Genomic DNA, 25,300 nt, shown 5'->3' on the forward strand with positions numbered 1-25,300 from the left:
GAGAAGTTATGGGTAATAGCCATGACTATGTAGCACTCGACTGGGTTCGAGGCGAAATAGATGAAACACTAAATCAGGCCAGGCAGGCATTGGAAGCCTATGTGGACAATACGGAAGACACCTCCCGTATGCGTTTCTGCCTGAACTATATCCATCAGGTGCATGGCACATTGCAGATGGTCGAGTTCTATGGCGCGGCATTGCTTGCAGAGGAGATGGAAAAGCTCGCTCAGGCATTGCTCAATAATGCGGTTCCAAGCCTTCGCGAAGCCGTAGAAGTACTCATGCAGGCCGTACTACAGCTGCCCAACTACCTGGAGCACCTGCACGCAGGCCGAAAAGATCTGCCTCTAGTCATACTCCCTATTCTTAACGATTTAAGAGCATCGAGAGGAGAGCCACTCCTTTCAGATACCTCACTGTTTACTCCTGACCTGTCAGCAGCAAGAATCCCACCCCCTCCAGGCGCAGCCCAACGCTTACAGGACGAAAAAATTGTCGCCAGCCTGCGCAAATTACGCCAGATGTTTCAGTTTTCCCTGGCAGGCGTTATTCGCGGTAATGAAGTCAAAGCCAACACCGCCTATATGGTCAAGGTATTAACGCGGGTAGAACGACTCTGCCAAAATACCTCGCTAGGCCAGCTTTGGTCAGTGGCAATAGCCTTTATAGATGTGTTTGACGACAACTCACTAGAGCTGACCTCTGCAACCAAAACACTACTCCGGGATTTAGATCACCAGATCAAGCGCCTTATTGATGAGAGCGTTGACGTATTGCTTCAGCCCATCCCGGAAGACCTGCTAAAACACCTTCTTTACTACATCGCCAAATCCGATACGGACACGGAAAGAGTCAACAGTATTCGCCAGCAATTTCATCTTGATCAGTCTTTGCCAAAAGATGAAGAAGTTGATGAAGAAAGACAGCGCATGCAGGGGCCAGACAAAGAAGCCATTGAATCAGTTGTTTCAGCGCTAAATGAAGAGCTGGCCAGAATTAAAGATCAACTCGATCTTTTTGTCCGAGGTGAATTCAGGGACAACGCGGATCTTGAAGAGCTATTACCAGGACTTAAGCAGGTAGCCAACACAATGGCGGTGCTGGGGCTTGGAATTCCTAGAAAAGTCATTCTGGAGCAGGTTGAGGTAATAGAGACGCTTGTTGAAGAGCGCGGTGAAGCTGAAGATAGTACCCTAATGGATATTGCAGGCGCGTTGCTCTATGTTGAAGCAACATTGACGGGGATGACCGAGGAGCATGCGCCATCACTATCAGAAAAGATCGAATCTGATATTCCTGCGGAACAAATAGGCAGCGCCCATGATGCGGTTCTCAGAGAAGCACGAAACGGGCTGGAGCAGGCTAAAACCTGTATCGTTAATTTTATCGCCTCACAGTGGGATCATAGTGAAATCGAAGGCGTTCCTGCGATTCTGGATGGACTTCGCGGCGGCTTGCAGATTATCCCGCTGACTAAAGCATCAGAGTTAATAAACTCCTGTAATCAATACATCCAGCAAGCACTGCTTTCAAAGAAACAGGTTCCCGATTGGAAGCAGTTAGACACCCTTGCAGATGCGATCACCAGCATTGAATACTATATTGAACGCCTGACGGAAGGCGCTCAAGACAACGAGCTGATTCTCCAGGTAGCGGAAGAGAGTGTCGCTGAACTGGGCTTCCCGGCGGGCGAAACACCGACCTATCAAGAGGCCGACGACGCTGCAGAGGCTCCCGCAGAAGCGACTCAGTCTGATCTGTCCCCCGATGCGCCAGTCAAAGAGTCCGATACCGAACTGATTGACGATGAAATTATAGAGATTTTCATCGAAGAAGCCGAAGAAGTACTGGGCACGATTTCTGAGTTTTATCCTAAATTCGTCAAGGATAACGAAGATAAAGGCGCGCTGGTCGAACTAAGAAGAGCGTTCCATACATTAAAAGGTAGTGGGCGCCTGGTTGGCGCAACCACTCTTGGTGAGCTTGCCTGGGCTGTAGAGAACATGTTGAATCGTATTCTCGATAATACGATCAGCACGTCAAAAGAGCTATTTCCTCTTTTAGACGAGGTCATTAATCACTTACCGCAGCTCGTCAATGACTTTAAAGAGAAGCAGTCTTCTGCTGACGTCACTCATTTGATCGACCAAGCCAATCAACTGGCAGGCGTCCCCAGACCAGGCGCGGTTAAAGCTGAGTCTACTGAAGAAGATGCAATAGAAGAGCATCAAGCGTCTATTGTCGCGGATGCGGAAGTAGATGCGGAAGTAGATGCGGAAGTAGATGCAGAGCACGTTGAGCCAACAGAAGAGGTCACCGCTGAAGATGACGCGATAGACGCTGATATACAAGTTGAGCAGCCTGAAGAGCCCCCGGTAGACGTCTCCCCTGCTCCTTCAACAAGCCCCGAACCAGCACCGATTGCCGCTAGCAGCTCAGATGAAGACGACTTAATCGACGATGAAATCATTGAAATTTTCATCGAAGAAGCAGAGGAAGTTCTAGAAACTATCGCTGAGTACTTGCCGACATACCTCAGCCAATACGAGAACAAAGAAGCCCTTACTGAGTTAAGAAGAGCATTCCACACCCTCAAAGGCAGTGGAAGAATGGTCAGCGCAACAACCGTTGGCGAGCTTGCCTGGGCTGCCGAAAACATGATGAACCGCATTATTGACGGTTCTATTGAGATGAGCCAGGATGCAGCCGCAGTATTAACCAATGCCACAGCGTTGCTGCCTGACTTGGTTGAAGATTTTAAAAACCACAACGCGCCACGACATAATGTCACTCCGATCATTGAGCAAGCTGAAGCCCTTGCCCAAGGCGAACAGGCTGGCAGCACTGAGTCCGGCCCGGTAGCAGAAACTGACAGTAGTACTGAGATCGATACAGACAGCGGTGTCGACCCGGTTCTACTCGATATATTCAGGAGTGAAACAGATACACACCTTGATACTATCAATGAGTTTGTAGACAAAGCGGAGTCAGAAGGGGAACTGCCCTTCACCGATGCGATATCTCGGGCGCTTCATACCTTAAAAGGCAGTGCAAATACCGCTGGAATAGGCCCAATAGCCAACATTATTGTTCCGGTAGAGAAGTTTGTAAAAGAAGCCAGAGCACAGAATATTCCAGCTAATCCTGCTGTTTCCGGGATGCTTCGTCAGGCAGCAGGCTACGTACGCCAAGGGATAGAGCAGCTATATAACGACCCTCAGCACCACCTTGAAGGTACGGAAGAGTTCCTCTCTCATTTGAATGAACTCAGCGAGCTAACCTTCGCAGACGTAAGCGACAAAGAGCAAACACAAAGCATCACAACTGATCCTCAGTTGATTAATATTTTTCTTACCGAAGGCATCGATATACTTCTTGATGCGGAGTCAATTCTTGACAATTGGCGTAGTAATCCAGTTCCAGGTGAAGAACTTGAAAAACTGGTCGGTGAGCTTAAAACGCTTAGTCAGGGCGCACAAGTTGCCGGACTGGAAGATATATCGGAGTTTGCGGATCTACTGGAACAGGCCTACGAGGTTATTGAGTCCGGCGATGTTGTAGCAAATGAAAACTTCCTGGAGACCATTGCTCTTGGCCATGAAGCACTATTGAGCCTAATGGATCAGGTTGCAGCTGGCTTGGCAACACAGCCCAACAATAAGTTAATTGCGCAGATCAAAGAGCTAATTCAGCACATGGAAGCTGACAAAGCCGCTGCGGTAGAGGCTCAAGCGCAAGCAGAAGCAGAGAAATCTGTCGCAGAAGAGGCCGAAGCCCAGGCTGCGGAAGAGTTAGCGCAACAGGAGCAAGACGCACTAAAAGAGCTGGATGAAGAGCTGGAAGAGGAAATTCCAACACTTTCAGGTTTTGAGTCTGAAGAAGAGATACCAACACTGGAGACAGATGAAGAAGCAGAAACCGCGCTTCCACAACTCTCAGACGACGTCAGTGCCTCTCTGTTAGACCCGGAACTGGTTGAGATATTTCTCGAAGAAGCCAACGATATCATCAATAACACTGGTGAGCTGTTGCAGCAGTGGTCAGAAGATCAATCCAACCCTGACTTACTTGTGGAGCTTCAGCGTGAGCTACACACCTTGAAAGGTGGAGCACGCCTGGCTGACATATCGTCAATTGGCGACCTATCTCATGAGTTGGAGACACTTTTTGAAGGTTTGACCGAGAACAGACTCAGCGCCGATGATAGCTTAGTGTCGCTGCTATTCAGCTGCCATGACCGCCTGGCGTCTATCATTGATGATGTAGCCTCCGGCAACAGCGGAGCCCCGGCAACCGATCTTATTTCACAGATCCAGCAGGTAATCTCAACATCGACCGAAAGCGCCATTGAGGAGCCTGAAGAAATAGAAGTCACACTACCTGAAGAAGCCTCCTCTACCGAAAGTCTGTCTCAAGATGAACAGACCGAAGTACAGCAAGACGATATCACTGAGGCCGTTGAAGGCGAGTCACAAGCACCGATCGATCTAGACCCAGAGCTAATTGAGATATTCCTGGAGGAAGCCAGTGACATTATTGATAACTCCGGCTCACTGATACACCAGTGGCAAGAAGATCCCTCACAGCATCAGGTCGTTAACGAGCTTCAACGAGAGTTGCACACCCTCAAGGGTGGTGCTCGTATGGCTGAAATATCGGCAATAGGTGATTTAGCACACGAACTTGAAAGTTTGTTCGAACGCATCGTAGACGGGCAGGTTAGTACCGATAGCCATATCATTGAACTATCTCTTAAGGTACATGACCGTCTTGCTGAAATGGTTGAAGATATAGAAGCAGGCCGAGCCTGTCGCCCTGCCCCCGACCTTATCAGCCAGATAACAGCATGCATCAATGGCACAGCAGCACCGTCGATTGAAGAGCCCATTGAAGAAGTCCCTGTTCTGTCTATAGATGAACCTGAGCTATCCACTGAAGAACCCGAACTATCCATTGAGGAACCTGAACCCTCCATTGAAGAGCCCGAACAATCAGCTGATGAAGAGAGCGAGGAAGCATTACCCGAGCCTGAACTTCAAGAGCTGGATCAAGTTGATTCAGAGGATCTAACCGAAGAAACGGCTGAGCAGTTTATTGATGCCGTCCATGAAGAGGTCGATGAAGAAATCGATTTCAGCGATGTGCCAACGCTTGAATTGAGCGAAGATGAGGAGATCGAGTCACTGGAAGAGATTCCAACTGATGACGAGCTACTAGGTTCAATAGACGAGATATCGCTTGAAACGGATAACCTGATCGAGCCTGCTGATGAACTGCCAGAGCTAACGAATGAGCTGCCAGAACTGACAGATGAGCTGCCTGAATTAACGATTGAAGCTGAAAGTGACGCAGATGAAATTGAAGCTATTGACCTGCCCGGACAGGACACGACAGCGACCGATATCATCAAACCAGAAGAGCAGGATGCAACACCGATTCTGGCTGAAACACTTGACCCTGAGTTAGTTGAAATTTTCCTCGAAGAGGCAAACGAAATAATCGACAATACGGGTGAGCTTCTTCAGACCTGGCTCGAAGACATTGACGATACAAGCAATGTAAAAGAGCTTCAGCGCGAGCTTCACACTTTGAAAGGTGGGGCTCGAATGGCAGAAATTGCACCTTTGGGTGATTTGGCTCACGAGCTGGAGACACTATTCGAAGGGATCGTTGAAAACGGTTTGGTGGTAGACAACTCTATCTCTGACCTCATGCTGGCCTGTCACGATAAGTTAGCCACAATGGTTGACCAGATAGGCAGCGGTTCAGCTATTTATCCCGCCAATGATCTTATTGCATCGGTCATTGCATTAACTAGCGGCGAAGCGCCGGATACTGCGGTTGGCATACCTCCTGAAACCGCATCTGACGTTGAAACTGAGGTGCCGGATACTGATATTGAGGCTGCTCAGGAAGAGGCAGAAGAGGCCAGCTCGGAACTTGCAGAAGAAACACCAGAGGTTGCAGAACAGGCGGCTGAAGAGCGCGGTTTAGAGGACATTGCTCCTGAAGACACTGCTCCTGATGAGACTGCTGAAGAGGTTGCCCCAGAAAACTTAGCACCAGAAGAAACAGCATCAGAGGCCGAGCAGGAATCAGACCAAGCGCAGCCAGCTGCTGAGCAAAGCGAAGCTGTTGAGGCAGAAGATCATGAAACCGAAGCTGTCAGCATTGACAGCGAGCAGGACTTCGCTGACGACTTGCTGTCTATCTTCCTCGATGAAGCCCGCGAAATTTGCGATGCAATCATCGACAATCTGGATCACTGGACGAACGCGCCCGACAGTCTGAATGGCGTCATTGATCTTCAGCGCGAACTGCATACCTTGAAAGGGGGAGCCCGCCTTGCTGACATCGATAATATCGGCGACCTGGCAGACGCACTTTACGATAAACTTGAAGAAGCGCTAAACCAGAATGCAACAAGCAACCCGGAACTGATTCGTATCACCACGCGCAGTTCCCAGCAATTGCTTGCCATGCTTAACGAGCTTGAAAGTGCCGGTGAGTCGTCCCCAGCCAGTGAGTTAATTGAAGCAATAAATGCCATAACAATTGAAGCTGACAAGGATCTTACTGCAACAGAAGATAGTTCAGCTGAAAGTGGCGATAACGCGGCAGATGCCGAGATACTTGAGATTTTCCTTGAAGAAGCGAACGAGATATTAGAGTCGCTCGAAACTCAACTATCCGACTGGTCAACGGATTCTCAAAATGATGACTTTAACCGCGAAATCCAGCGACTACTGCACACCCTTAAAGGGGGCGCCAGACTTGCGGGCCTTCAAGAGCTTGGCAATGTCAGCCACGACCTTGAAAGCAAACTCATTGAAGCAATAGAGAACGGCCAAGGCTTAAGCGATGAGCTTCGAGAGACCGTCAATCAATACCAGGATCAATTGAGTTCTTTGGTCGCTGAGGTTAATAACCAGTTCATCGCGCTATCAACCGGAGAAGCATCCGCGCCACAGAGCGAGCCACAGGCTAAACCTGAAGTGCCAGCTGAAGGCACCAGCGATAAAGCTGAGGCGTCTCCTTCCGTTGATATCTCTGAGCCTCCTGCTGAACCGACGCAAGATACTGCAACCAGCACAGAAACAACGGAAACGGCAGAGCCTGTACAGGCTCAGCCAGACCGAGTCACTACAGTGGCCAAGAAACCTGCCAGCCAGGCCCAACAGGCAGCGAAAGCGAGACCGGCACAGCAAGAAACCGTCAGAGTATCAGCCTCTCTGATCGACGACCTCGTAAACCTCGCAGGTGAAACCAGTATTACCCGGGGCCGACTGGAACAGCAGATCAGTGACTTCAGTTTCAACCTTGACGAAATGGTATCCACTATTGAGCGTCTTCGTGAACAGCTCAGAAGAATGGATATGGAGACAGAAGCCCAGGTTCTTTTCCGTACAGAAAAAGAAGGCGTTGGGCCTGACTATGCTGATTTTGACCCATTAGAGATGGATCGTTATTCATCGATTCAGCAACTATCAAGAGCACTCACAGAAAGTACCTTCGACTTGCTTGATCTGCGCGAAACACTTGCAGATAAAGCCAGGGACGCAGAAACACTGCTACTACAGCAGTCGAGAATACATACAGAGCTGCAAGAAGGTCTGATGAAGACCCGCATGATTCCATTCTCGTCAATGGTGCCAAGACTGAGGAGAATCGTAAGGCAAATCAGTGGTGAGTTAGGCAAAAAAGCTGAGTTTGATGTCCAGAATGCAGAGGGCGAAATGGATCGTACCGTTCTGGAAAGAATGGTCGCACCACTTGAGCACATGCTTAGAAACGCACTGGATCACGGCATCGAGTCGATTGAAAAGCGTAAAGCAGCGGGTAAACCTGAAGCCGGTAACATTAGTCTGTCACTTAATCGTGAAGGTGGCGATATTGTCCTGCGAATGAAGGATGATGGCGGTGGTATAAAAGTCGCGGCGATTCGTGAAAAAGCGATCGCGCAAGGCTTAATGAAGAAAGATATTGCGCTATCAGACCATGATGTCTTGCAGTTCATCATGAAAGCCGGATTCAGTACAGCAGAACAGGTTACACAAATCTCTGGCCGCGGTGTCGGAATGGATGTTGTAGCCAGTGAGATCAAAATGCTGGGCGGCAACATCAGCATCGACTCAAAAGAGGGTGTCGGCACGACATTTACCGTCAGGCTTCCATTCACTGTTTCGGTTAACCGGGCATTGATGGTTAATACCGGTGAAGATTTCTACGCCATACCGCTTAATACCATTGAAGGTATTGTACGAGTTAGCCCATACGAACTTGAAGAGTATTATAAGCCGGATGCGCCCCTGTATGAGTACGCAGGACAGCAATACCGTCTACAGTATCTAGGTAACGTTTTACACAGCGATCACAAGCCTAAATTGCAGGGTCAACCACTTCCACTACCGGTCATTCTGGTACGTGGAACCGACCAGCCTATTGCATTGCAAGTAGATAGTTTAATGGGTAGCCGTGAAATCGTTGTTAAGAGCCTTGGGGCTCAATTCAGCAAAGTTCCAGGCGTATCAGGTGCAACCATACTCGGTGATGGTAGTGTTGTGGTAATCCTTGATCTGCCTGCACTGATTCGGGCCGATGATGGTCGAGCCCTCACCAGTACGGGTAAGGAGGTTGAGGCACCTGCACCAATTGAACAACGACCGACATTGGTTATGGTGGTTGATGATTCGGTGACGGTCAGAAAGGTGACTACCCGCCTGCTGGAACGAAACGGCATGGACGTTATTACAGCAAAAGATGGTGTTGATGCGATAGCCCAGCTACAGGATCACAAGCCTGATGTCATGTTGCTCGACATCGAGATGCCTCGAATGGACGGGTTTGAGGTGGCGAGCCTGGTTCGCCACGACGAGAACCTTAAGGATGTGCCGATATGCATGATCACCTCTCGTACCGGTCAGAAGCACCGTGAACGAGCGATGTCTATCGGTGTGAATGAGTACCTTGGTAAACCATTCCAGGAGAAAGAACTGCTTAACACCATTGAGAAGCTGACAGATCTGTCATGAGCGGCAATGAGCGACCTAGAATAGGGATCCTTTCTGATAGCCCGCTGCAACGTCACATGCTCCAACACGCGATTTCAAGTTATGGACTTGAAATCGCCATCAGCTGTGACCCTGTTCGTTTTGAAAATGCGCAAGCGCCCGAGCTTGATAATATTGGCTGTTGGATTCTTGAGCTGGAAAACGAAGACGAATTTCCTGACTTAATCGACTCTTTGCTCGACTCTACCGAAGCGGCCGTTTTATTTGGTTTGGGCAAAGCCCCTGAACGCCAGAGCGATGAATATCCACGCTGGGAGAGACGCCTGTTCTCTAAGCTCAGAGATGAGATAGGCTCCCTTGAGCTGCTCGACTCTGAAGACACGTTAGACAAACTGGGGGGCGATACAAGTGAGCACAAAGGCCCACTCCCGCTCCCCAGTATACTCTCCAATACACTGCAATCTGGTGCTTTGGAGGCAAGCCCGGTCGAGCGGATCTGGATACTGGCTGCTTCACTCGGGGGGCCTGCTGCAGTAAAAGAGTTTCTCGATCAGCTACCCGCAGGGCTGCCGGTCTCTTTTATTTACGCTCAGCATATCGACGCAAATTTCTCATCCGTCCTGTCTAAGGTGTTAGCCAGACACTCCAGCTTCGAACTTAAGCAGGCTCAGGAGGGCGACAGCCTTAAAAATGGCCAGGTGCTGATGGTTCCGGTTGACCGGGAAATGGTGCTCGATGAGCAAGGAAAGATTCAATTTAAAGACAACGCCTGGCCTGGCCCTTATGGCCCATCCATCGACCAGGTGATGCTTAACATTGCTAACCACTATGGAGCCAACTGTAATGTCATGGTGTTTAGTGGTATGGGAAATGACGGTGCTATTGCTGCCCCGCTTCTTAAGGCCTACGGTTGTAATATTTGGGTGCAAAGCTCTGATAGCTGTGCCAACAGCTCGATGCCGGACTCTGTAGAAGCAACCGGATGTAGCTCGTTTATTGGCAGCCCAACCCAGCTAGCGGGTCATCTGATCAAAACAATAGAACAAGAAACCATTCTGTCAGGCGTTGGCGCTAATGCCAGCCAGGGACACTGAAAAATTTTAAGCTGAGGAGCTGAAAAGTGGAAGAATCCATAAGTATTTTATCCAGCCTATACCTGCCTGTGGCAGGAGGGAGTTTAGTGCTCCCTAACGTTTCAGTTGCAGAGATTGTAGATTATCAGACGCCGGAAACCATACCTGATGCGCCCGAGTGGTTTCTCGGCACTATTAGATGGAGAGGGGTAACGCTGCCAGTCGTCTCTTATGAGCAACTCAACAACACACCGTTACCTGATAGCCTCAATAACACTCGAATTGCCGTTATTAATACCATTGGAAAGGATCACGCCAGCCTGCCGTTTTTTGCTATTGTGACTCAAGGTATCCCCCGCCAAACCAAAATAGATCAGGATAATATCAAAGAGATAGAGGATGAGAAGGAATTAGGCCCAGCCGACCTGATGAAAGTCTCAATAATGGGCGACGAAGCAGTTATCCCCAATGTCGAGTACGTTGAAAATATGATTGTTCAGCATCGGCCCGCATAATAATCATTCGCAGAGGGAGGTTTACCTCCCTCTCAAACAATCTCCTCTTACCTGCTTCCGCAGGTCTTGGCATAAATAAAAGCCCCTTACCGTTCACCTTTAAGCTGCTTGCTGGCGGTTTTTAAACTCTTTTTCATCCTGATCAAACCAAACATCACAAAACCAACGGCCACAGGCACAAACAGCCCTGTTACCAAACTGCTGTTGCTGATAATTCCCATTGTCTTGGCGCTTTCAGCAACATATTTAAATAGCCCTACCAGATAATAACTTATTGCAGCCACCGAAAGCCCCTCAACGGCCTGCTGCATTCTCAGCTGCAGCTTGCTTCGACGATCCATCGATTGAAGCAGATCCTGATTTTGCTCTTCAATCGTCAGGTTAACTCTGGTGCGCAGTAGCTCGCTTGCACGATCGATGCGCCCCGACAGATCATCAAGGTCTTCCCTAACCGTTTCACACGTTCGATAGGCGGGCGTTAAGCGGCGTCCCAAAAACTCATTAAAGGTTTGCAGGCCACATACTTCCTGCTCTCGTAGTTCTTCCAGCCGACTCATCGCCAGGCGGTAGTATGCCTCGGTCGCAGAAAAGCGGTAGTTGGTGTCCGAAATAATCTGCTCAATTTTAGCGGAGAGCGTCGTAAGCTCGCCTAACAGGCGGCGCTCGTCATCAAGGCTTTCAATATCTGTAATCTGTTGGATAATCGTGGCTAATTGCTGATCCATCTCACGCACGTTCGGGGCTATCTGCCGTGCAATCGGAAATGATAGCAGTGCCACCATGCGATAGGTTTCAAGTTCCAGTATTCGCCTCACAAGTCGCCCTGTCTGGCATGGGTTCAGACCGTTGTTATAGACTAAAAAACGGCCCATATTGTCACTGTGAATACGGTAAGCAGTCCAGATTTGTGCGCGTTTGTCGTTCGCATAACAGCTCAGCAACCGGTGGCCTTCAAAGTGAACCCGCTGAGCATCGACGGTGGGAGGCTGCTCTGGCATCTGTTCAATTTCTACATGCAACCCGCTGATCACCTTGCCGGGTATTTCACTAAGCCATTCATCAGGCAGCAGCGAAAGCGCTGTGCGCTGAAAAACCCCGGATTCAAGTTTGTGAAGAAAGGTGTAGGTCGAAAACTCGGTATGGCGTTCCCACCTGAACTCAAAGCCACCAAAGTCCTGATAGTAGCAGCTCGCCTCCGGGGCCGGTGGGTTAACACTATAGCGCGTACATAAAGCGCAGATATGCTGAAACTCTTTCAGCCGGTTGTCCGCTCGCTCATCGTCGCCACCCGCATTCAGTACCGCTAACTGCGAAATTCGAGACTGAGAGTCAATAACCGGAAAAGGCCGAGTATGAAGCTCATTAAAAAGCTCATCCCTTTGATCATGAAAATCAAAAATCATTGATGCAATCTTAGGAGCTTGCTCTGTCATAACTAAACACCTACAGCCGAAAAGGCGCACACTCTAACACATTTTGAAATATCTCAACAAAACCGGATTATATCAGCCACCACATTATCAATGTTTAAGATCGATCAAGTTAAGGATTAAGTTAATGAAACCAAGTTTGATGTTATAATCGTTCCCCATTACATTCAGCTGACAAAAACACCCCATATTCAGAGTGAGCGACAACACTAGACAAGGCCCCCGATGACACTACTGGTAGAAGCTCAACAGATCTCGGTTCGCTATAATGAACACACTGCTGTCAGCGATGTCTCGCTCAGTATTAATAAGGGCGAGATCGTCACGCTGATAGGCCCAAACGGAGCGGGTAAAACCACGTTGGTGCGCGCTATTCTGGGGCTCACGCCAGTCTCGTCTGGTCAGCTAACCAAGAAGCCCTCTCTATCCATCGGTTACATGCCTCAAAAGTTACAGATTGATTCAACCCTACCGGTGACGGTTAACCGCTTTCTGGCGCTCGCCAGTCGCCGCGCTAACGGTATTGCAGAGGCACTCAGACTGGTGGGCGTTGAACACCTCGGTAAAAAGCCCATCCAGGCCATTTCCGGTGGCGAACTACAGCGCGTGTTGCTTGCCAGGGCCATTCTACGCAAGCCCGAACTGCTGGTACTTGACGAGCCAGCACAGGGTGTTGATATTACCGGGCAAACGGAGCTGTACGCACTGATAAAACAAATACGGGATCAGCTAGATTGTGGTGTCTTGATGATCTCTCATGACCTTCACCTTGTCATGGCGGCAACAGACAATGTCATTTGCCTCAATCAGCATGTCTGCTGCTCGGGCCATCCTGAAACCGTCTCCAATGACCCGGCTTATCAAGAGCTGTTTGGCGATACCGGGGCGACGCAAATTGCGGTGTATCACCATCACCACAATCACGAGCATACGATCAATGGAGAAGTCGTCGCGTGCCAGCACTCAGCGCCGTCCTCTCCAGCGCCTTCTAACACGACGCATTCCAACACGACTAGAGAGCATTCCTAACCGAGACCTTTATGCCAGACTTTATGATTTACGCACTTATGGGCGGTTTAGGGGTCGCCGCAATATCCGGCCCACTCGGCTGCTTTGTCGTCTGGCGCAGGATGGCTTACTTTGGCGACACCCTGGCCCACTCGGCATTGATGGGTATTGCACTGGGCCTGCTGCTTGATATTAATATGAATATCGCCATTACCATGGTCTGTATTTTTATCGCGACGGCGCTGGTGGTTCTTCTGAAACAACGGCAGCTTGCATCAGATACCTTACTGGGTATTCTCGCGCACTCCAGCTTGTCGATAGGGCTGGTGGTCGTGAGTTTTATTGAAGAAGTCAGGATCGACTTAACCGGATATCTGTTTGGTGACCTGCTAGCTATTTCACCCGCTGATCTGGCCTGGATATATGGCGGAGCCATCGTGGTGGGGCTACTGTTAGCCATAATTTGGAAATCGCTATTGATGATGACCATACATGAAGAGTTAGCCAAGGTTGAAGGGTTGCCCGTTGACTGGCTTAGGTTGATTCTAATGCTACTGTTTTCGATAGTCATCGCGGTGGCGATGAAAATTGTCGGCGTGCTGCTCATTACCGCCATGTTAATAATCCCTGCGGCAACGGCGCGAAGAGTCAGTAATACGCCTGAATCGATGGCAATCAACGCCAGCTTATTAGGCATGTTGTCGGTCATACTTGGCCTGACGCTCTCGTATTTTTCAGATACTCCCGCTGGTCCCTCGGTGGTTGTCAGTGCGTTTGCGCTGTTTACTCTTATTTACCTGGCAAAACCACAAAAAAGCTAGCTTTATGTTGAGCTTCAACGACGCTCAACAACCTGACGATTAAATCCTGCACAATTTAATACCATACTGCTATGCTTTCAGTGGTGTGGAATAAATTTCAACCTGGCTGTAAATCATCAGGAATTGCAGTAGCAAGGAATTTGAGCAAGCAGGAAGTTAAGCAATGGATAAAGCCTATACGCAAGGTACAGAACTGCATAAGCCCCTAAGTTATTTCGCTCCCCGCTTTTTTGTTTTAGCGGTAGGCGTTCTCCTCTCTATCGGGTGCTTTTTTTATCTGTCTGATATTGACCGTCAAAAAGCATATGATCAAATAAGCAGCCAAAACAAACAACGCGCACTGGCAATCGCCTCGAATGCCAATGACAGGCTTGTTGTGCTGCGTTCTCTGCGAGGCTATATCGAGGCGCAGGAAACACTCTCCAGTGACAAGTTCACTCGGCAAGCCACGCTTTTTCTTGACCATTACCCTGATATTTTAGCCATTGAGTGGGCTCCTCGAATTCCAGATGCGTTACGTTCTGATTTTGAGTCTTCTATGCAGGCATCAGGTGCTCACGATTACCAGATACGCCAGTACAACTCAGCCAACCAAATCACCCCCAGTAAAGCAAGAAAGAGCTACCTCCCTGTCCAGTTTGTCGTACCGGAGTCAGAGCGTAACGCCTCTCTCGGGCTCGACCTTACCAGTGTTAAGCACTGGGAGGATCTGCTGGAAAAAGCAAAAACGCAAAGCGCCCCTATTGCCACTTCGGTTACAACCATCATGCAGGGGGGACATAAGCAAAAGAGTATCCGTATTTTTTACCCAGTGTATGACGATGAAAAGTTGGTAAAAGGCTTTCTAACCATGGTTATAAAACTGGATCCATTTATTCGGCACACACTTCAAGGTTATGGCCTAAGCTCAATCAGCACCGAACTGTACGATCTAAACCAGCAGTCAAAAAATCCTATTTACACGTGGTTTGGAGAGCAAACTAATCTATCCCATGTTAAATCGGATACCATTCAACCTCGCGAAACCATTCCTTTTGCTGACCGAAAGTGGCTGGTCATGAGCGTCCCTACTCACCGCTTTCTCAAAAGTCAGCGTTCCAACGCACCCCGGAACCTGTTACTCGGAGGCTTACTATTGACCGCACTGGCTTATATTAGCCTGCACTGGAGTTACCGCGTCAGATTAAGGCTCACAAGCAAGCTCGCCGCGCTTGAAGAGCAACAAGACATAGAAAGTCGGGCACTGCAAAATAAGATCATCGAGAAAGGGGTTCTGTCACGAGCACTGGAAGACAGTGAGAAGCGCTGCAGGGATGTCATATCCCTCTCCAGAGACTATACCTGGGAAACGGATAACCGCAACGAGTACACGTTTGTTTCGCCTCAGGCAGCTAAAATAAAAGGGCTCCCTCCCAAGCAGTTAGCCGGGAAGAACTTTTTTGAATGTCTGATAGCAGAAGACCAAGACAAGGCAAAAGAAGCATTTCGGCTCTCGCAGAAGAACCAATCAAATATTGAGATTGAGCTAAGATTTATCGGGTCATCAGGGGAGACAACCAGAGAAATAATCAGGGCGGTACCACTCGCCGACCCGTTAGGAAGGTGGGATGGTTTTCGCGGCATGGGGCATTTATTGGATCAATAGTGCTTTTTTATCCAGTTGGTCAATCTTCTCTTTCATTTTGTGCCAACATTCATCCATCAAGCGGTCAGTGTCTTTAAAGGTCATACCTGCAGTGCTAACAGGTTCAAGAATTTCAATTTCAACCGTTCCACTGATCCACTTATTAAAGTCCAACTGGCCGGCATAACGACTAACACAAATAGGAACGATGGGGGCTCCCGCCTCTATTGCCATACGGAATGCACCTTTCTTGAATGGAAGAAGGTTATTCCCATGATTGCGGGTACCTTCCGGGAAAACCCAAATTGACCGGTTCCCTTTGGTCAGGGCTTCTGTTGTTGCATTCAGGGTTGCTTTTGAGTTTTTGCTGCTGCTTCGATCGATAAGAACATTCCCTGCCAACCAGTACAGCAGACCAAACCCCGGAATATATAACAAACTTTTCTTACCAACCGAGACCGTTCTTTCAGGCACTGCCGCACCACAGATATAGAGATCCAGATTATCTTGATGGTTGGCGATTACAACAGACGGGGGCATGTGCGCTATATTTTCAAGGCCGCTAATATTTAGCTTAATCCCCAATATCCGCGTGCCACCCCATGAATAAATTCGGCCAAATACCCGAGTGTTGTCTGGATTAAACGGCCTGAAAATTAACAGAAAATTTCCAATAATGGCGACGACGACAAAATATAATAAAGCTAAAGGAACTCGAATAAGGGACAGCATTAACAGCACTCAAATGACTACAATCGGCTCAGCGTACACGTGTACGGGGTAACATTCAATAGCGAGTTGCTCAGTGGAAACCTGTCGTGTCGTCGTACAACTTGTTTTGCTATTTATGTTGACTATCCCTGTATGCCGAGGGTGAGAGACCGCTCCAGCTTTTGAAGGCATGATTAAATGAACTCTGCTCCTGATAACCCACCAGAAAGGCAATTTCACTCATCGAAATAGATGACTCGGTCAGATAGAACTCTGCAAGCTGTTTTCTAACCTCATCCAATATCTGCTTGTAACCACAACCGCTTTCCTTCAACTTTCGCTGAAGGGTTCGGACGCTCATATTCAGTTGGTTTGAAACGTCTTCAATGCGATAGGTTTGCCTGCGCAACGCTTCAGGCAATATGGTCTTTAGTTTCCAGACCAAATCTTGCTGGCTTTCTCGAGAATTAAGCAGTGTATCCGCATAAGCGGTAAGCGCGCTAAACGATGCAGTATCACCATTTAAAACAGGCCAATCGGCAACGTCACTTTTAACCAAAATAGAGTTGTTGGGTTGATTATAGAGAATATCTGTATCGAAAAATGACCGATACAAAAACAGGTTCTTTGGCTCAGAGGCCGTAAAGCAGATCTGCTTAATCGGGATATGCTGGTTAATGAGCCAGGGAGCAAATGTTCGTATGCCTGCAAAGACGCTCACCACCAGATGAAAACTAATTTCGTCTTTAGAGTCTGGGAGATAGAGTGGGTTCGGAGTCCAGACGTACCGACTTTCATTCGCGCCGATATCCAGACAAGAGGTTCCCAAATCATGATTCAGACTCTCATATCTGACCACTTGCTCCAACACCTGCCTAAGGTTCTGGCAACTTAATAACGTCATTCCTAACACCGGGTACGAACCCGGCGTAATCGACCGCCCAACCTGCAAACCAAAATCATCGCGCTGTCTCGCCCCAAGCCTCATGAGCGTCAAGTATTGTCCTACTGAAATGGCAGAGGTATGAGCCGTTGATTTTAGCGTGCGATCTATTTTCGCCTGCGGCACACCTTCCCGCTCGGCTACGCGCGCCAGTGTTTGCCAATAAGAAAGAGCGACTTCACCGTGAAATGGCGTGGCTGTCGTCGAGTAACAAGTTGCTGTCATAGTTTCACAAGCCAAATTATCTGCGCTGTATTATCTTTTGAGCATACACCAATATTTTTGAACAACACAATTTTGGCTTCACGGCAGCCGGGTTCACAACATTTGGGTTCACAACAGCCGGGTTCACAACAACGGCGTTCACAACAACTGGGCTTACAACAACGAGTAACGGTTTTACAGGAGGAAATGTGGAGAGTTTTTTTGATGATTGGCTGGCCTTATATCAAGACCCTATGTTTCTCATGCTGCCCATTGCAACACTGGCTCTGAGTGTTGGTTCATTTTTGTTATTTGCCTTACCCTGGACGTTATTAGCCTGGCTTGACCCTGAGTGGGCAAAACCCTATAAGATTCAGCAGAAGCCATTTCAGGTAAGTAAGTACTTCCTTCCAAACATTGCCCGGATAATTATCAATTCGACAATGATGCTGATACTTCTAGTGCTGACCTGGCCACTATTACGCTTAAGCGGAATCCACCATGGCGATATCCCACCCTGGTATGTATGGGTCATTCAAATTGTTTTTTTCCTGCTGTTAGATGACTTTCTTTTTTACTGGATGCATCGTTATATGCATGAAAACAAGTGGGTGCTGAGGCACATCCATTCTGTGCACCACCGAATCAAGAATACCTGCGCACTGGATGGCAATTACTTTCACTGGGTTGAGTTTGTGCTGATTGGCTCTCTCGCGATGCTCGGCCCAATTATCCTGGGCAGTCATCTTTACGTGATCTATTGCTGGATTGTTATTCGAAACCTTGAGGCGGCAGATGGCCATGCCGGTTATGACTTCCCCTGGAACCCGTTGCGTTTTTTACCGCTATACGACGGGCCGGTGTATCACGACTTTCATCACTCGCGCTTCAAAGGGAATTATGCAGGAGCCCTGCATTACGTTGATCGATATTTTGGCACCTACATTAAAGAGTATCTGGAATATAAAAAGAGCCATGTATACCCCAACTCACCGACAAGCGGCCAAGAGGCTGGCCGCTTGTCAAAGTAAAACTGTCGACTTGTGTGCAATTAACACATCGCTGCTGGTCAATGTGCTCTAGTGGTCAATGTGCTCTAGTGGTCAATGTGCTCTAGTGGTCAATGTGCTCTAGTGGTCAATGTACTCTATTGGTCAATGTACTTTGATAAAAAGAACTGAAACCCGCCACTATTGTTCGCACTGTAGCCTACATAAATATCGTTTCCGTCAAGAGCAATGGCCCCTGTAGTGATTTGTGTTGTTGGGCTTACTGTCGCCTCGGCAATGAAGTTGCCGTTTGCGTCATATTTCTCATTACTTCCGCCCCCGACAACATAAACGGCACCGTCACTTCCAATGGTAAAATCCTTTACGATGCCGCTGGACGTTGCCTGCCACTGTTGCTGACCACTGCTGCTCAGCTTAACCAGGCGACGCCCCTTATCGTTTGAGACCGCCAACATGATGTCACCACGCCAATCTGCCTTAACAAGCGCATGTCCGGGTAGGCCATAACTCTGCTGCGGTGGTAAATAGGTTTTGTCCCAACTGGCAGTGCCGTTAGCGGTAATTCCGGCAATACGTACCGCGTTGGTTGACGTGGTATGCGCAATAGTCAACGAGCCATCGTGGTTAACCGCTACAGACGCCTGATGACTCAACCCTTCTGGCTGCGCCACACTCCACTGACGAACACCTTCTGCACTGTATTTTGTCGCAGCAGCATAACCGACGACAAAAATATTACCCAAGTCATCAACTTCCACATCCCATGCTTTGGCCTCTGGGTGAGGGATATTCAGCAAGCGAGCACCATCAATATCAAATACCTGAGTCGCGTGTCCCGTCACATAGACTTTGCCATTCACAACCTCTACGTCTCTCGCATCCTCTTTGTCGCTTATAGACTGCACCCATAGTACTTCACCAAACCGGTCGACTTTCAGCAAGAAAGAGCCATAACGTTGCACCTCATTCTCTACGATATACTGCACGCCTGTTAAATAGGCATTGCCATCACTGTCCAACGCCATGTCTGTCGTTTTGTCATCACTACGATAAGCACCCTGAGCAAAATCATACTCTGTTGCCCAAATAAGGTTGCCAGCTGAATCATGTTTAACCAGCAATACGTTTTGCTGACGGTTACTACCGGTTTGAATTGTCTCACCCGCGCTGAGCAGATCACCGAATGCATCGACAGCAACATTAGAAAGCCACTCTAGACGGGTCTCGTCATTTTTGGCATGCGTGTAAAAAAGCGTCCACTCCGGGCTCAAGGCAGCTTTACACGCAACAAGCGTAACAACAGAAAAAAGGACAATAAAACGGAACAACTTTGACGTCATAACAATACAACTCCATGTTTAGGGGGATAACGACAACATCATATAGCCGCACATAAATTGTCTGCACAAAGCCATTGCAAGACATTTATATGCACGATAGTGCCATTAATGGAGAATTTAGCGATTTAATTTAGAATATACACCCTAATTTGAATATCAGGGTTTGAGGGCCAGCCATGCCGCATCAGAAAACACGTCAATATATTCACGAATATCCCGGTTTGCTCGCCCTGAAAGCCATCTACGAGCATAATCCTGTGCAGGCCCGACGATAATTGAGCTATAGCACTCTGAAGGCAAGCGCTTTACGGTTCCTTCTGAAACAAGCGGACTAAACCACTCTCTCAGCATTCCCCAGTGTTCACGGTTATCCTGCTTGATGGCTTCATCCTTATCAATTTGGGCAACTTGTGAGCGAGAATAAAACACAAACCGCGCCCATTCCGGGTTATCTGCAATCCAGTTGATGAACGTGGCCACAATGCTCTTAACCCCTTCTTCTGCCGACTGAGTTTCAGCCAGTACTTCACGCAGCCTGGCATAATGATCTCTCATGCCTTCGGTATAAAGCGCCACGGCAATTTGCTCTTTATTGCCAAAGTGATGATACAAACTACCCACGCTGGCACCTGAGCGCTCTTTAATCATTTCAATGGTTGCACCGGATATACCGTGCTCACAAAAACAGGCCAGCGCCGCCATCAGAATCTCTCTTCGGCGCCCTTCACTTCGGCCTTGTAGTTTTTTCATATTCTGCCTTGTGGCGGTTTCATCACTGCGCCGTTCTAGAAAGTTATTCTACTCATAGTAAACGCTCAGCCGATTAATGCCAAACCACCGCTCTTTCGGTGGTCTTACAAACGGTTTTATCAGCGCAGAAAAGGCAAAACTAAAACACCGATAAGGTGGGCTCTGGGCCTGCTTTGAGCATCTTCACCAGGATATCCAACCCCTGGCTCAGTTGTGCAATATCTATCGCACTGCTTATCGCTATGCGCACGGCATGAGGCGCTTCAAACCTGCCCACGGCGAATGTGCCCGCGCCCTTAAGCAACACACCTCGATGCTCAGCTTCCTTTACAAACTGGCTGGCACGCCATGGCTCTGGCAACTTAAGCCATACATGAAATCCAAACGGGGCAATAGCAACATCAAAACCGGCCAGTTTATCCTTTGCCACTAGCTGGCGCCTTCGAACCTCCTCTCTTTGATGCACAATTTGTTGCTCTGCCCGTCCGCTCCGAATCCACTCACAGGCGATCTCGGCGACCAGAGGACTAACCATCCAGCTACTGGCTCGCACAGACGCGGCAATACGGTCAAGCACACACCCAGGTGGCACAATAGCACCTATTCTGAGCCCCGCTGCCAGTGACTTTGATAAACTACCAATATAGATAACCTGCTCAGGCGCCATGGCCACCATTGGTAACGGCGCATTTTCGGCGAGCGGGCCATTCACATCATCTTCAAGAATTAGCACCTCGTACTGCCGACAAATACGGATAATCTCTGCTCTACGTTGTGCTGACATAATAGCGGTGGTAGGGTTCTGAAGTGTGGGTGTACAGTACAAAAGCTTAGGGCGGTATCGCTGGCAGGCCGCTTCAAGCGCTTCAGGAATAATACCTTCCTGATCAAGGGCAAGACCCTGAGCATCTACTTTTAATTGATGAGTAATAGCCGTTAAACCTGGATAGGTTAACCCTTCGGTTAGCATCACATCGCCGGGGCGCGTGAGGGCCATAAGCGTTACCAATATGCCATGCTGAGCCCCATGGGTAATCACTACGTTGTCAGCATGAACATCCCACTGCGGTCTCGACAACCACTCCGCCAGCACGACCCGATGCTCCAGCAAGCCAACCTCCGGCTGGTAGCAGAGGAGCTTATTCAGGTCAGCAGGCCGCTTGGCAACATTCTGCATCGCCACTGCCAAGTCGTTGGCTTTATCCAGCCTGACCGGCAAGTTCAGGCTCAAATCAATTATCGAGTCATGCTGCTCGGGAATGTGCAACATGCCTGGCTCACCTTCAGGTTTTATAAATGTGCCACGGCCCACTACCGCGTATACATACCCTCTTTCTTCAGCTTCTGTATAACCACGAGTCACTGTGCCGACTGTCACACCAAGCGCCTCAGCAAGAGAACGGTGAGTCGGCAAACGCATTTCTGCCTTAAGCTCGCCATGTTCAACGGCTAAGCCAATCGCTGTTGCCAAAGCCTTATAACGAGGGCCTTGAATATTACTTAAATCAGGAATCCACTCACTCAAATCCATCAACCTATGCTCAAAAGATTAATCACGGTACAGCAATACCAGCTGCCGCCACATTGTCACCATAACAATATTCTAATTGACACCCACAAACAACATCAACTATAACATTGTATCTATTTTAAATTAAACAAACAGACAAATTGTATCGATACAATTAGATGTTGATACAATGAGAAGAGGACAAGAACATGGAAGATGAGCTACCTTATCTACTGGCATTGGCACTATTCGCACTATCAACAGCGGGGACACCCGGGCCGAACAACTTAATGCTAACCGCATCTGGCGCAACGTACGGTTTCGTTCGGTCGATCCCTCACATGCTTGGCATCCTGATTGGATTTGCCATACTGCTATCCGCTGTCGCAGCCGGACTAGGGTCAATTTTCCAAATGTGGCCACTCACTCATACACTGCTTAAAGTAATTGGGACAATTTATCTTTTCTATCTAGCCTGGAAGATCGCAAACGCGAACGCATCACCTGATGATAACCATGAAAGCAGTCAACCGCTCTCAACATGGCAGGCGGCAGGCTTTCAATTTGTAAACCCTAAAGCCTGGATTATGTGTATTACAGCGATCTCAAGCTTTACCAAAGGTGGCGATCAGTATGTTATTTCTGCTCTCTTGATCATCGCAGCCTATAGCCTAGTCATGGTCAATACGCTGCCCATCTGGACACTCTTTGGCAAACTGATAGGACAAAAACTAAAAACCCAACGAGCGAGGGTTCGTTTCAATTATATGATGGGCGGCCTAACAGCCTCATCGGTATTAATGATTATCTTTTAGCGCTTGAGGGTCATCTGGCAGAACGTGTCGATTGTGACGTGCTGCGACTAACTGCAACTAACTTCAACTAACTTAAACTAACTACGACACGCATTCGAGTTATCAGCCGACCTTCTCTATGTATTGTAGGCGGCGTATGTATGGTGGGCGGCGTTGAGGCGTCACCACCAAACGTTTTTTTATGTTTTTTCAGGCTTTTTTAAAATCCCCGTCTAAACTTCAATAATAACCTGAAGCGTCTGGTTATCAGCCATGCACCTGACAGAGCGTAAGCATAAACACCTTTCCAATAAGTCTGTCACATGCAGGCGCCATATCAAGCGTGCAAACAGACATTAGGCTACTGCGGACTTGTGAATGATATCCAGCGTTTGGCTCAAGACCGCTTGCTCGCGGCCGATAAGAAAAAGAGCATTAAAAGTTGCAATTATAGTGGGTAGCATTCTCGTTGGAATCAATCATGGTGATGCATTGATACAAGGGGACGCGGGTGCCTCACAGATGATAAAAATGTTACTGACTTACTTTGTCCCCTACGCGGTTTCTACCTATGCTGCCGTAGGCGCGACGCTCGAAAATACAAATAATGAATAACAGGTATCATTATGTTTGGATTTGGTAATAACTCACTCAAAGAAAACGAAGTTGCAGTTGATAAAAGCGAATTGAGTGAATTAGAACGTAAAGCATCAATTCTTGACCAGTTACTAGCCGACAACCCGCTGCACTCTGCAAAAAATGTGGTTGATAATGCGCAGAGAGAACATGCCTCTTCTGGCCGAAGACTCAATGAAATAGAGGAAAGCCACCAAGGCCTGGAGTCTTTCGTTGACCAGATACACCATATTCAAAACAGTGCCCAGGAATCAGAGGTGTCCGCTAAGCATACCGTAGACATGACGGGTCAGTGCTACAACGATATGAGCCAACTATCGAACAACATTGAAGCATCTGCCAGAGATATTACAGAGTTCACGACACTGCTCGAAAGTCTCGACGAAAGTAACAAAACAATCAGTAAGTTACTTGAGTCGATTAAGGCAATTGCCGACCAGACAAACCTGCTTGCGCTCAATGCAGCGATTGAAGCCGCACGCGCCGGTGAACATGGACGAGGGTTTGCTGTTGTTGCGGATGAAGTTCGCCAGCTTGCCAATACGTCAAATGAGTCAGCGGAAGAGATTCAGCGGGAAATCACCAAGATTACCGAGATCTCAAACTCTGTCATCAGCAAGCAACAGGAAGTCGCGGAGGTCATCAATAGCAGTGTCACCATAGCCAATGAAACAATGAATAATTTATCTGGTTTAAAAGATTCCGCCCATAGTAGCGCAGAGTCGGTTCAAGCCGTTCTGCAAAGTATATCTCACCAGATGCAGGAAGCAGAAACCATTCGCAGCCGGGTACAGCAGCTCGTTGAAGATACTCAAGAGGCTATTTCAGGCTCAGAAGAGAACGTCAGCCTGGGACAACAGATTGTCAATCAGCTATCATCATTAAGCCATTAATTAGCAACAGGACGGACCATTGATAGAGCAACATGCACCATCCAAAAATACAGTCACACACCGTTTTGGCTTTCTGCTGGCCGCGCTATTCATTATCTGCTCAACGATCAGCGGCCACAGCCAGGCAGAAGAAGACGAGAACAAGGTTAATGTTCAGTACGTTGATCTAAAACCTTCGTTTGTCGCTAATTTCGGCGGACCAGCACCAAAGCTTAAATTTGTTAAAGCAGACATTTCAGTAAGAACAAATACCGTGGCGGCTGCCGGTCTGGTTGAACAGCACATGCCACTGATCAGAAATGAAATTGTACTGCTTTTAAGTGCGCAGGCAGAAGCCGATATCAGCACCATGGAAGGACAGGAAAAACTAAGGCTAGAGGCGCTGGAGAGGGTGAAGAAAGTTCTGGAAGAAGAAACGGGCTCACCAACAGCAGAGGATCTGCTATTTACCAACTTTGTGTTGCAGCGTTAAGTTTGTAACGTAGTGTTTTTCAGAATTAGCCATTGGGCAAGCCAAAACAAACAGAAAGACGCCATAACAGTCTAACAATGCAGGTCGGGGTTCAATCAGGTAGACACCCTCAAGAGCCCGACCGACAATTTTATAGAGACCTTTGCACGATGTTACGAGCGCAGCACAGACAAGGCAAAAAATGACGAAAAAGCGTAGTTTATGGGTAATAAATGAGCATTTTGAGCCATTTTTTAACGCCGTATTTGCAAGCACAGTAGTCGTGCGAACGTCTCTTATAAATGGATATTAATTATGCAATCCTATGAACAGGTTCTTTAAGTTTGCATGAGTCATATCCATCTTCCCAGCCCGCTTCCCATGCTGCAGCAATGACTTCTCCGTTGTACGGACACTTCTGACGGTTCATCCCCATCAATCCGGCCATATAACCTTGCTGGTATGCTTTATTGAGAGACTCGAGGTCCCACCCTAATGAAAAGTCTTTGGCCATGAGGCCGCTCCTTTCTTTTTCCACTCATATCCAGAGAGGTCAAGATATTGTTCAACAAA

General features: G+C 48.2%; 18 protein-coding genes. 11 read left to right on the plus strand and 7 right to left on the minus strand.

Annotated features, from left to right (window positions below; all coding sequences use genetic code 11):
* Window positions 1–8: 8 nt before the first annotated feature.
* Genes MY523_RS15155 through MY523_RS15165 form a run of 3 tightly spaced genes read left to right on the plus strand, consistent with a single transcriptional unit; the run spans window position 9 to window position 10,602 of the window.
* Window positions 9–9,035, plus strand: a complete 9,027-nt coding sequence (locus MY523_RS15155) for an Hpt domain-containing protein (RefSeq protein ID WP_250655530.1) — start codon at window positions 9–11, stop codon at window positions 9,033–9,035.
* Window positions 9,036–9,091: 56 nt separating this feature from the next.
* Entirely contained in the window at window positions 9,092–10,108 is a 1,017-nt protein-coding gene (locus tag MY523_RS15160; protein ID WP_250655531.1) for a chemotaxis protein CheB, read from the plus strand.
* A gap of 26 nt (window positions 10,109–10,134) precedes the next feature.
* The gene (locus MY523_RS15165; RefSeq protein WP_250655532.1) at window positions 10,135–10,602 is read left to right on the plus strand and encodes a chemotaxis protein CheW; all 468 of its coding nucleotides are present in this window, start codon (window positions 10,135–10,137) and stop codon (window positions 10,600–10,602) included.
* A gap of 86 nt (window positions 10,603–10,688) precedes the next feature.
* Here MY523_RS15165 and MY523_RS15170 read toward each other — a convergent pair whose 3' ends face one another.
* The gene (locus MY523_RS15170) at window positions 10,689–12,035 is read right to left on the minus strand and encodes a DUF3422 family protein (RefSeq protein ID WP_250655533.1); all 1,347 of its coding nucleotides are present in this window, start codon (window positions 12,033–12,035) and stop codon (window positions 10,689–10,691) included.
* A gap of 222 nt (window positions 12,036–12,257) precedes the next feature.
* Here MY523_RS15170 and znuC point away from each other — a divergent pair, with 222 nt between their 5' ends.
* From znuC to MY523_RS15185, 3 genes are all read left to right on the plus strand, one after another.
* On the plus strand, window positions 12,258–13,061 hold the full coding sequence (gene znuC / locus MY523_RS15175) for a zinc ABC transporter ATP-binding protein ZnuC (RefSeq protein WP_250655534.1): 804 nt from the start codon (window positions 12,258–12,260) through the stop codon (window positions 13,059–13,061).
* Window positions 13,062–13,072: 11 nt separating this feature from the next.
* The gene (znuB, locus tag MY523_RS15180) at window positions 13,073–13,861 is read left to right on the plus strand and encodes a zinc ABC transporter permease subunit ZnuB (protein WP_250655535.1); all 789 of its coding nucleotides are present in this window, start codon (window positions 13,073–13,075) and stop codon (window positions 13,859–13,861) included.
* A 163-nt stretch (window positions 13,862–14,024) separates the two neighbouring features.
* Window positions 14,025–15,506, plus strand: a complete 1,482-nt coding sequence (locus MY523_RS15185) for a CHASE domain-containing protein (RefSeq protein ID WP_250655536.1) — start codon at window positions 14,025–14,027, stop codon at window positions 15,504–15,506.
* Here the strand turns inward: MY523_RS15185 and MY523_RS15190 are convergent.
* Window positions 15,492–16,217, minus strand: a complete 726-nt coding sequence (locus MY523_RS15190; RefSeq protein ID WP_250655537.1) for a lysophospholipid acyltransferase family protein — start codon at window positions 16,215–16,217, stop codon at window positions 15,492–15,494. The two genes, MY523_RS15185 and MY523_RS15190, sit on opposite strands and share 15 nt — an antisense overlap.
* A gap of 109 nt (window positions 16,218–16,326) precedes the next feature.
* Window positions 16,327–17,364 (minus strand): AraC family transcriptional regulator, encoded by a 1,038-nt coding sequence (locus MY523_RS15195; RefSeq protein ID WP_250655538.1) that lies wholly within the window; start codon window positions 17,362–17,364, stop codon window positions 16,327–16,329.
* A gap of 188 nt (window positions 17,365–17,552) precedes the next feature.
* Here MY523_RS15195 and MY523_RS15200 point away from each other — a divergent pair, with 188 nt between their 5' ends.
* On the plus strand, window positions 17,553–18,374 hold the full coding sequence (locus MY523_RS15200; protein ID WP_250655539.1) for a sterol desaturase family protein: 822 nt from the start codon (window positions 17,553–17,555) through the stop codon (window positions 18,372–18,374).
* Window positions 18,375–18,490: 116 nt separating this feature from the next.
* Here MY523_RS15200 and MY523_RS15205 read toward each other — a convergent pair whose 3' ends face one another.
* The 3 genes from MY523_RS15205 to MY523_RS15215 form a co-directional block, all read right to left on the minus strand.
* Window positions 18,491–19,693, minus strand: coding sequence for an NHL repeat-containing protein (locus MY523_RS15205; RefSeq protein WP_250655540.1), 1,203 nt, complete (start codon window positions 19,691–19,693; stop codon window positions 18,491–18,493).
* 156 nt (window positions 19,694–19,849) lie between these two features.
* The gene (locus MY523_RS15210; RefSeq protein WP_250655541.1) at window positions 19,850–20,443 is read right to left on the minus strand and encodes a TetR/AcrR family transcriptional regulator; all 594 of its coding nucleotides are present in this window, start codon (window positions 20,441–20,443) and stop codon (window positions 19,850–19,852) included.
* A 139-nt stretch (window positions 20,444–20,582) separates the two neighbouring features.
* Window positions 20,583–21,968, minus strand: a complete 1,386-nt coding sequence (locus MY523_RS15215; protein WP_250655542.1) for an aminotransferase-like domain-containing protein — start codon at window positions 21,966–21,968, stop codon at window positions 20,583–20,585.
* A gap of 194 nt (window positions 21,969–22,162) precedes the next feature.
* On the opposite strand from MY523_RS15215, the gene MY523_RS15220 reads away from it, so the two are divergent.
* From MY523_RS15220 to MY523_RS15230, 4 genes are all read left to right on the plus strand, one after another.
* Window positions 22,163–22,768: a LysE family translocator gene (locus MY523_RS15220; protein WP_250655543.1), complete on the plus strand. Its 606-nt coding sequence runs from the start codon at window positions 22,163–22,165 to the stop codon at window positions 22,766–22,768.
* A gap of 357 nt (window positions 22,769–23,125) precedes the next feature.
* Window positions 23,126–23,362, plus strand: coding sequence for a nitrate/nitrite transporter NrtS (gene nrtS, locus MY523_RS21970; RefSeq protein WP_370301081.1), 237 nt, complete (start codon window positions 23,126–23,128; stop codon window positions 23,360–23,362).
* A gap of 326 nt (window positions 23,363–23,688) precedes the next feature.
* Window positions 23,689–24,276 (plus strand): methyl-accepting chemotaxis protein, encoded by a 588-nt coding sequence (locus MY523_RS15225; RefSeq protein WP_370301531.1) that lies wholly within the window; start codon window positions 23,689–23,691, stop codon window positions 24,274–24,276.
* A 19-nt stretch (window positions 24,277–24,295) separates the two neighbouring features.
* Window positions 24,296–24,748, plus strand: coding sequence for a flagellar basal body-associated FliL family protein (locus MY523_RS15230; protein ID WP_250655544.1), 453 nt, complete (start codon window positions 24,296–24,298; stop codon window positions 24,746–24,748).
* A gap of 292 nt (window positions 24,749–25,040) precedes the next feature.
* Here MY523_RS15230 and rmf read toward each other — a convergent pair whose 3' ends face one another.
* On the minus strand, window positions 25,041–25,241 hold the full coding sequence (gene rmf / locus MY523_RS15235; protein WP_250655545.1) for a ribosome modulation factor: 201 nt from the start codon (window positions 25,239–25,241) through the stop codon (window positions 25,041–25,043).
* Window positions 25,242–25,300 lie beyond the last annotated feature (59 nt).

Source organism: Alkalimarinus coralli, assembly GCF_023650515.1.
GTDB lineage: Bacteria > Pseudomonadota > Gammaproteobacteria > Pseudomonadales > Oleiphilaceae > Alkalimarinus > Alkalimarinus coralli.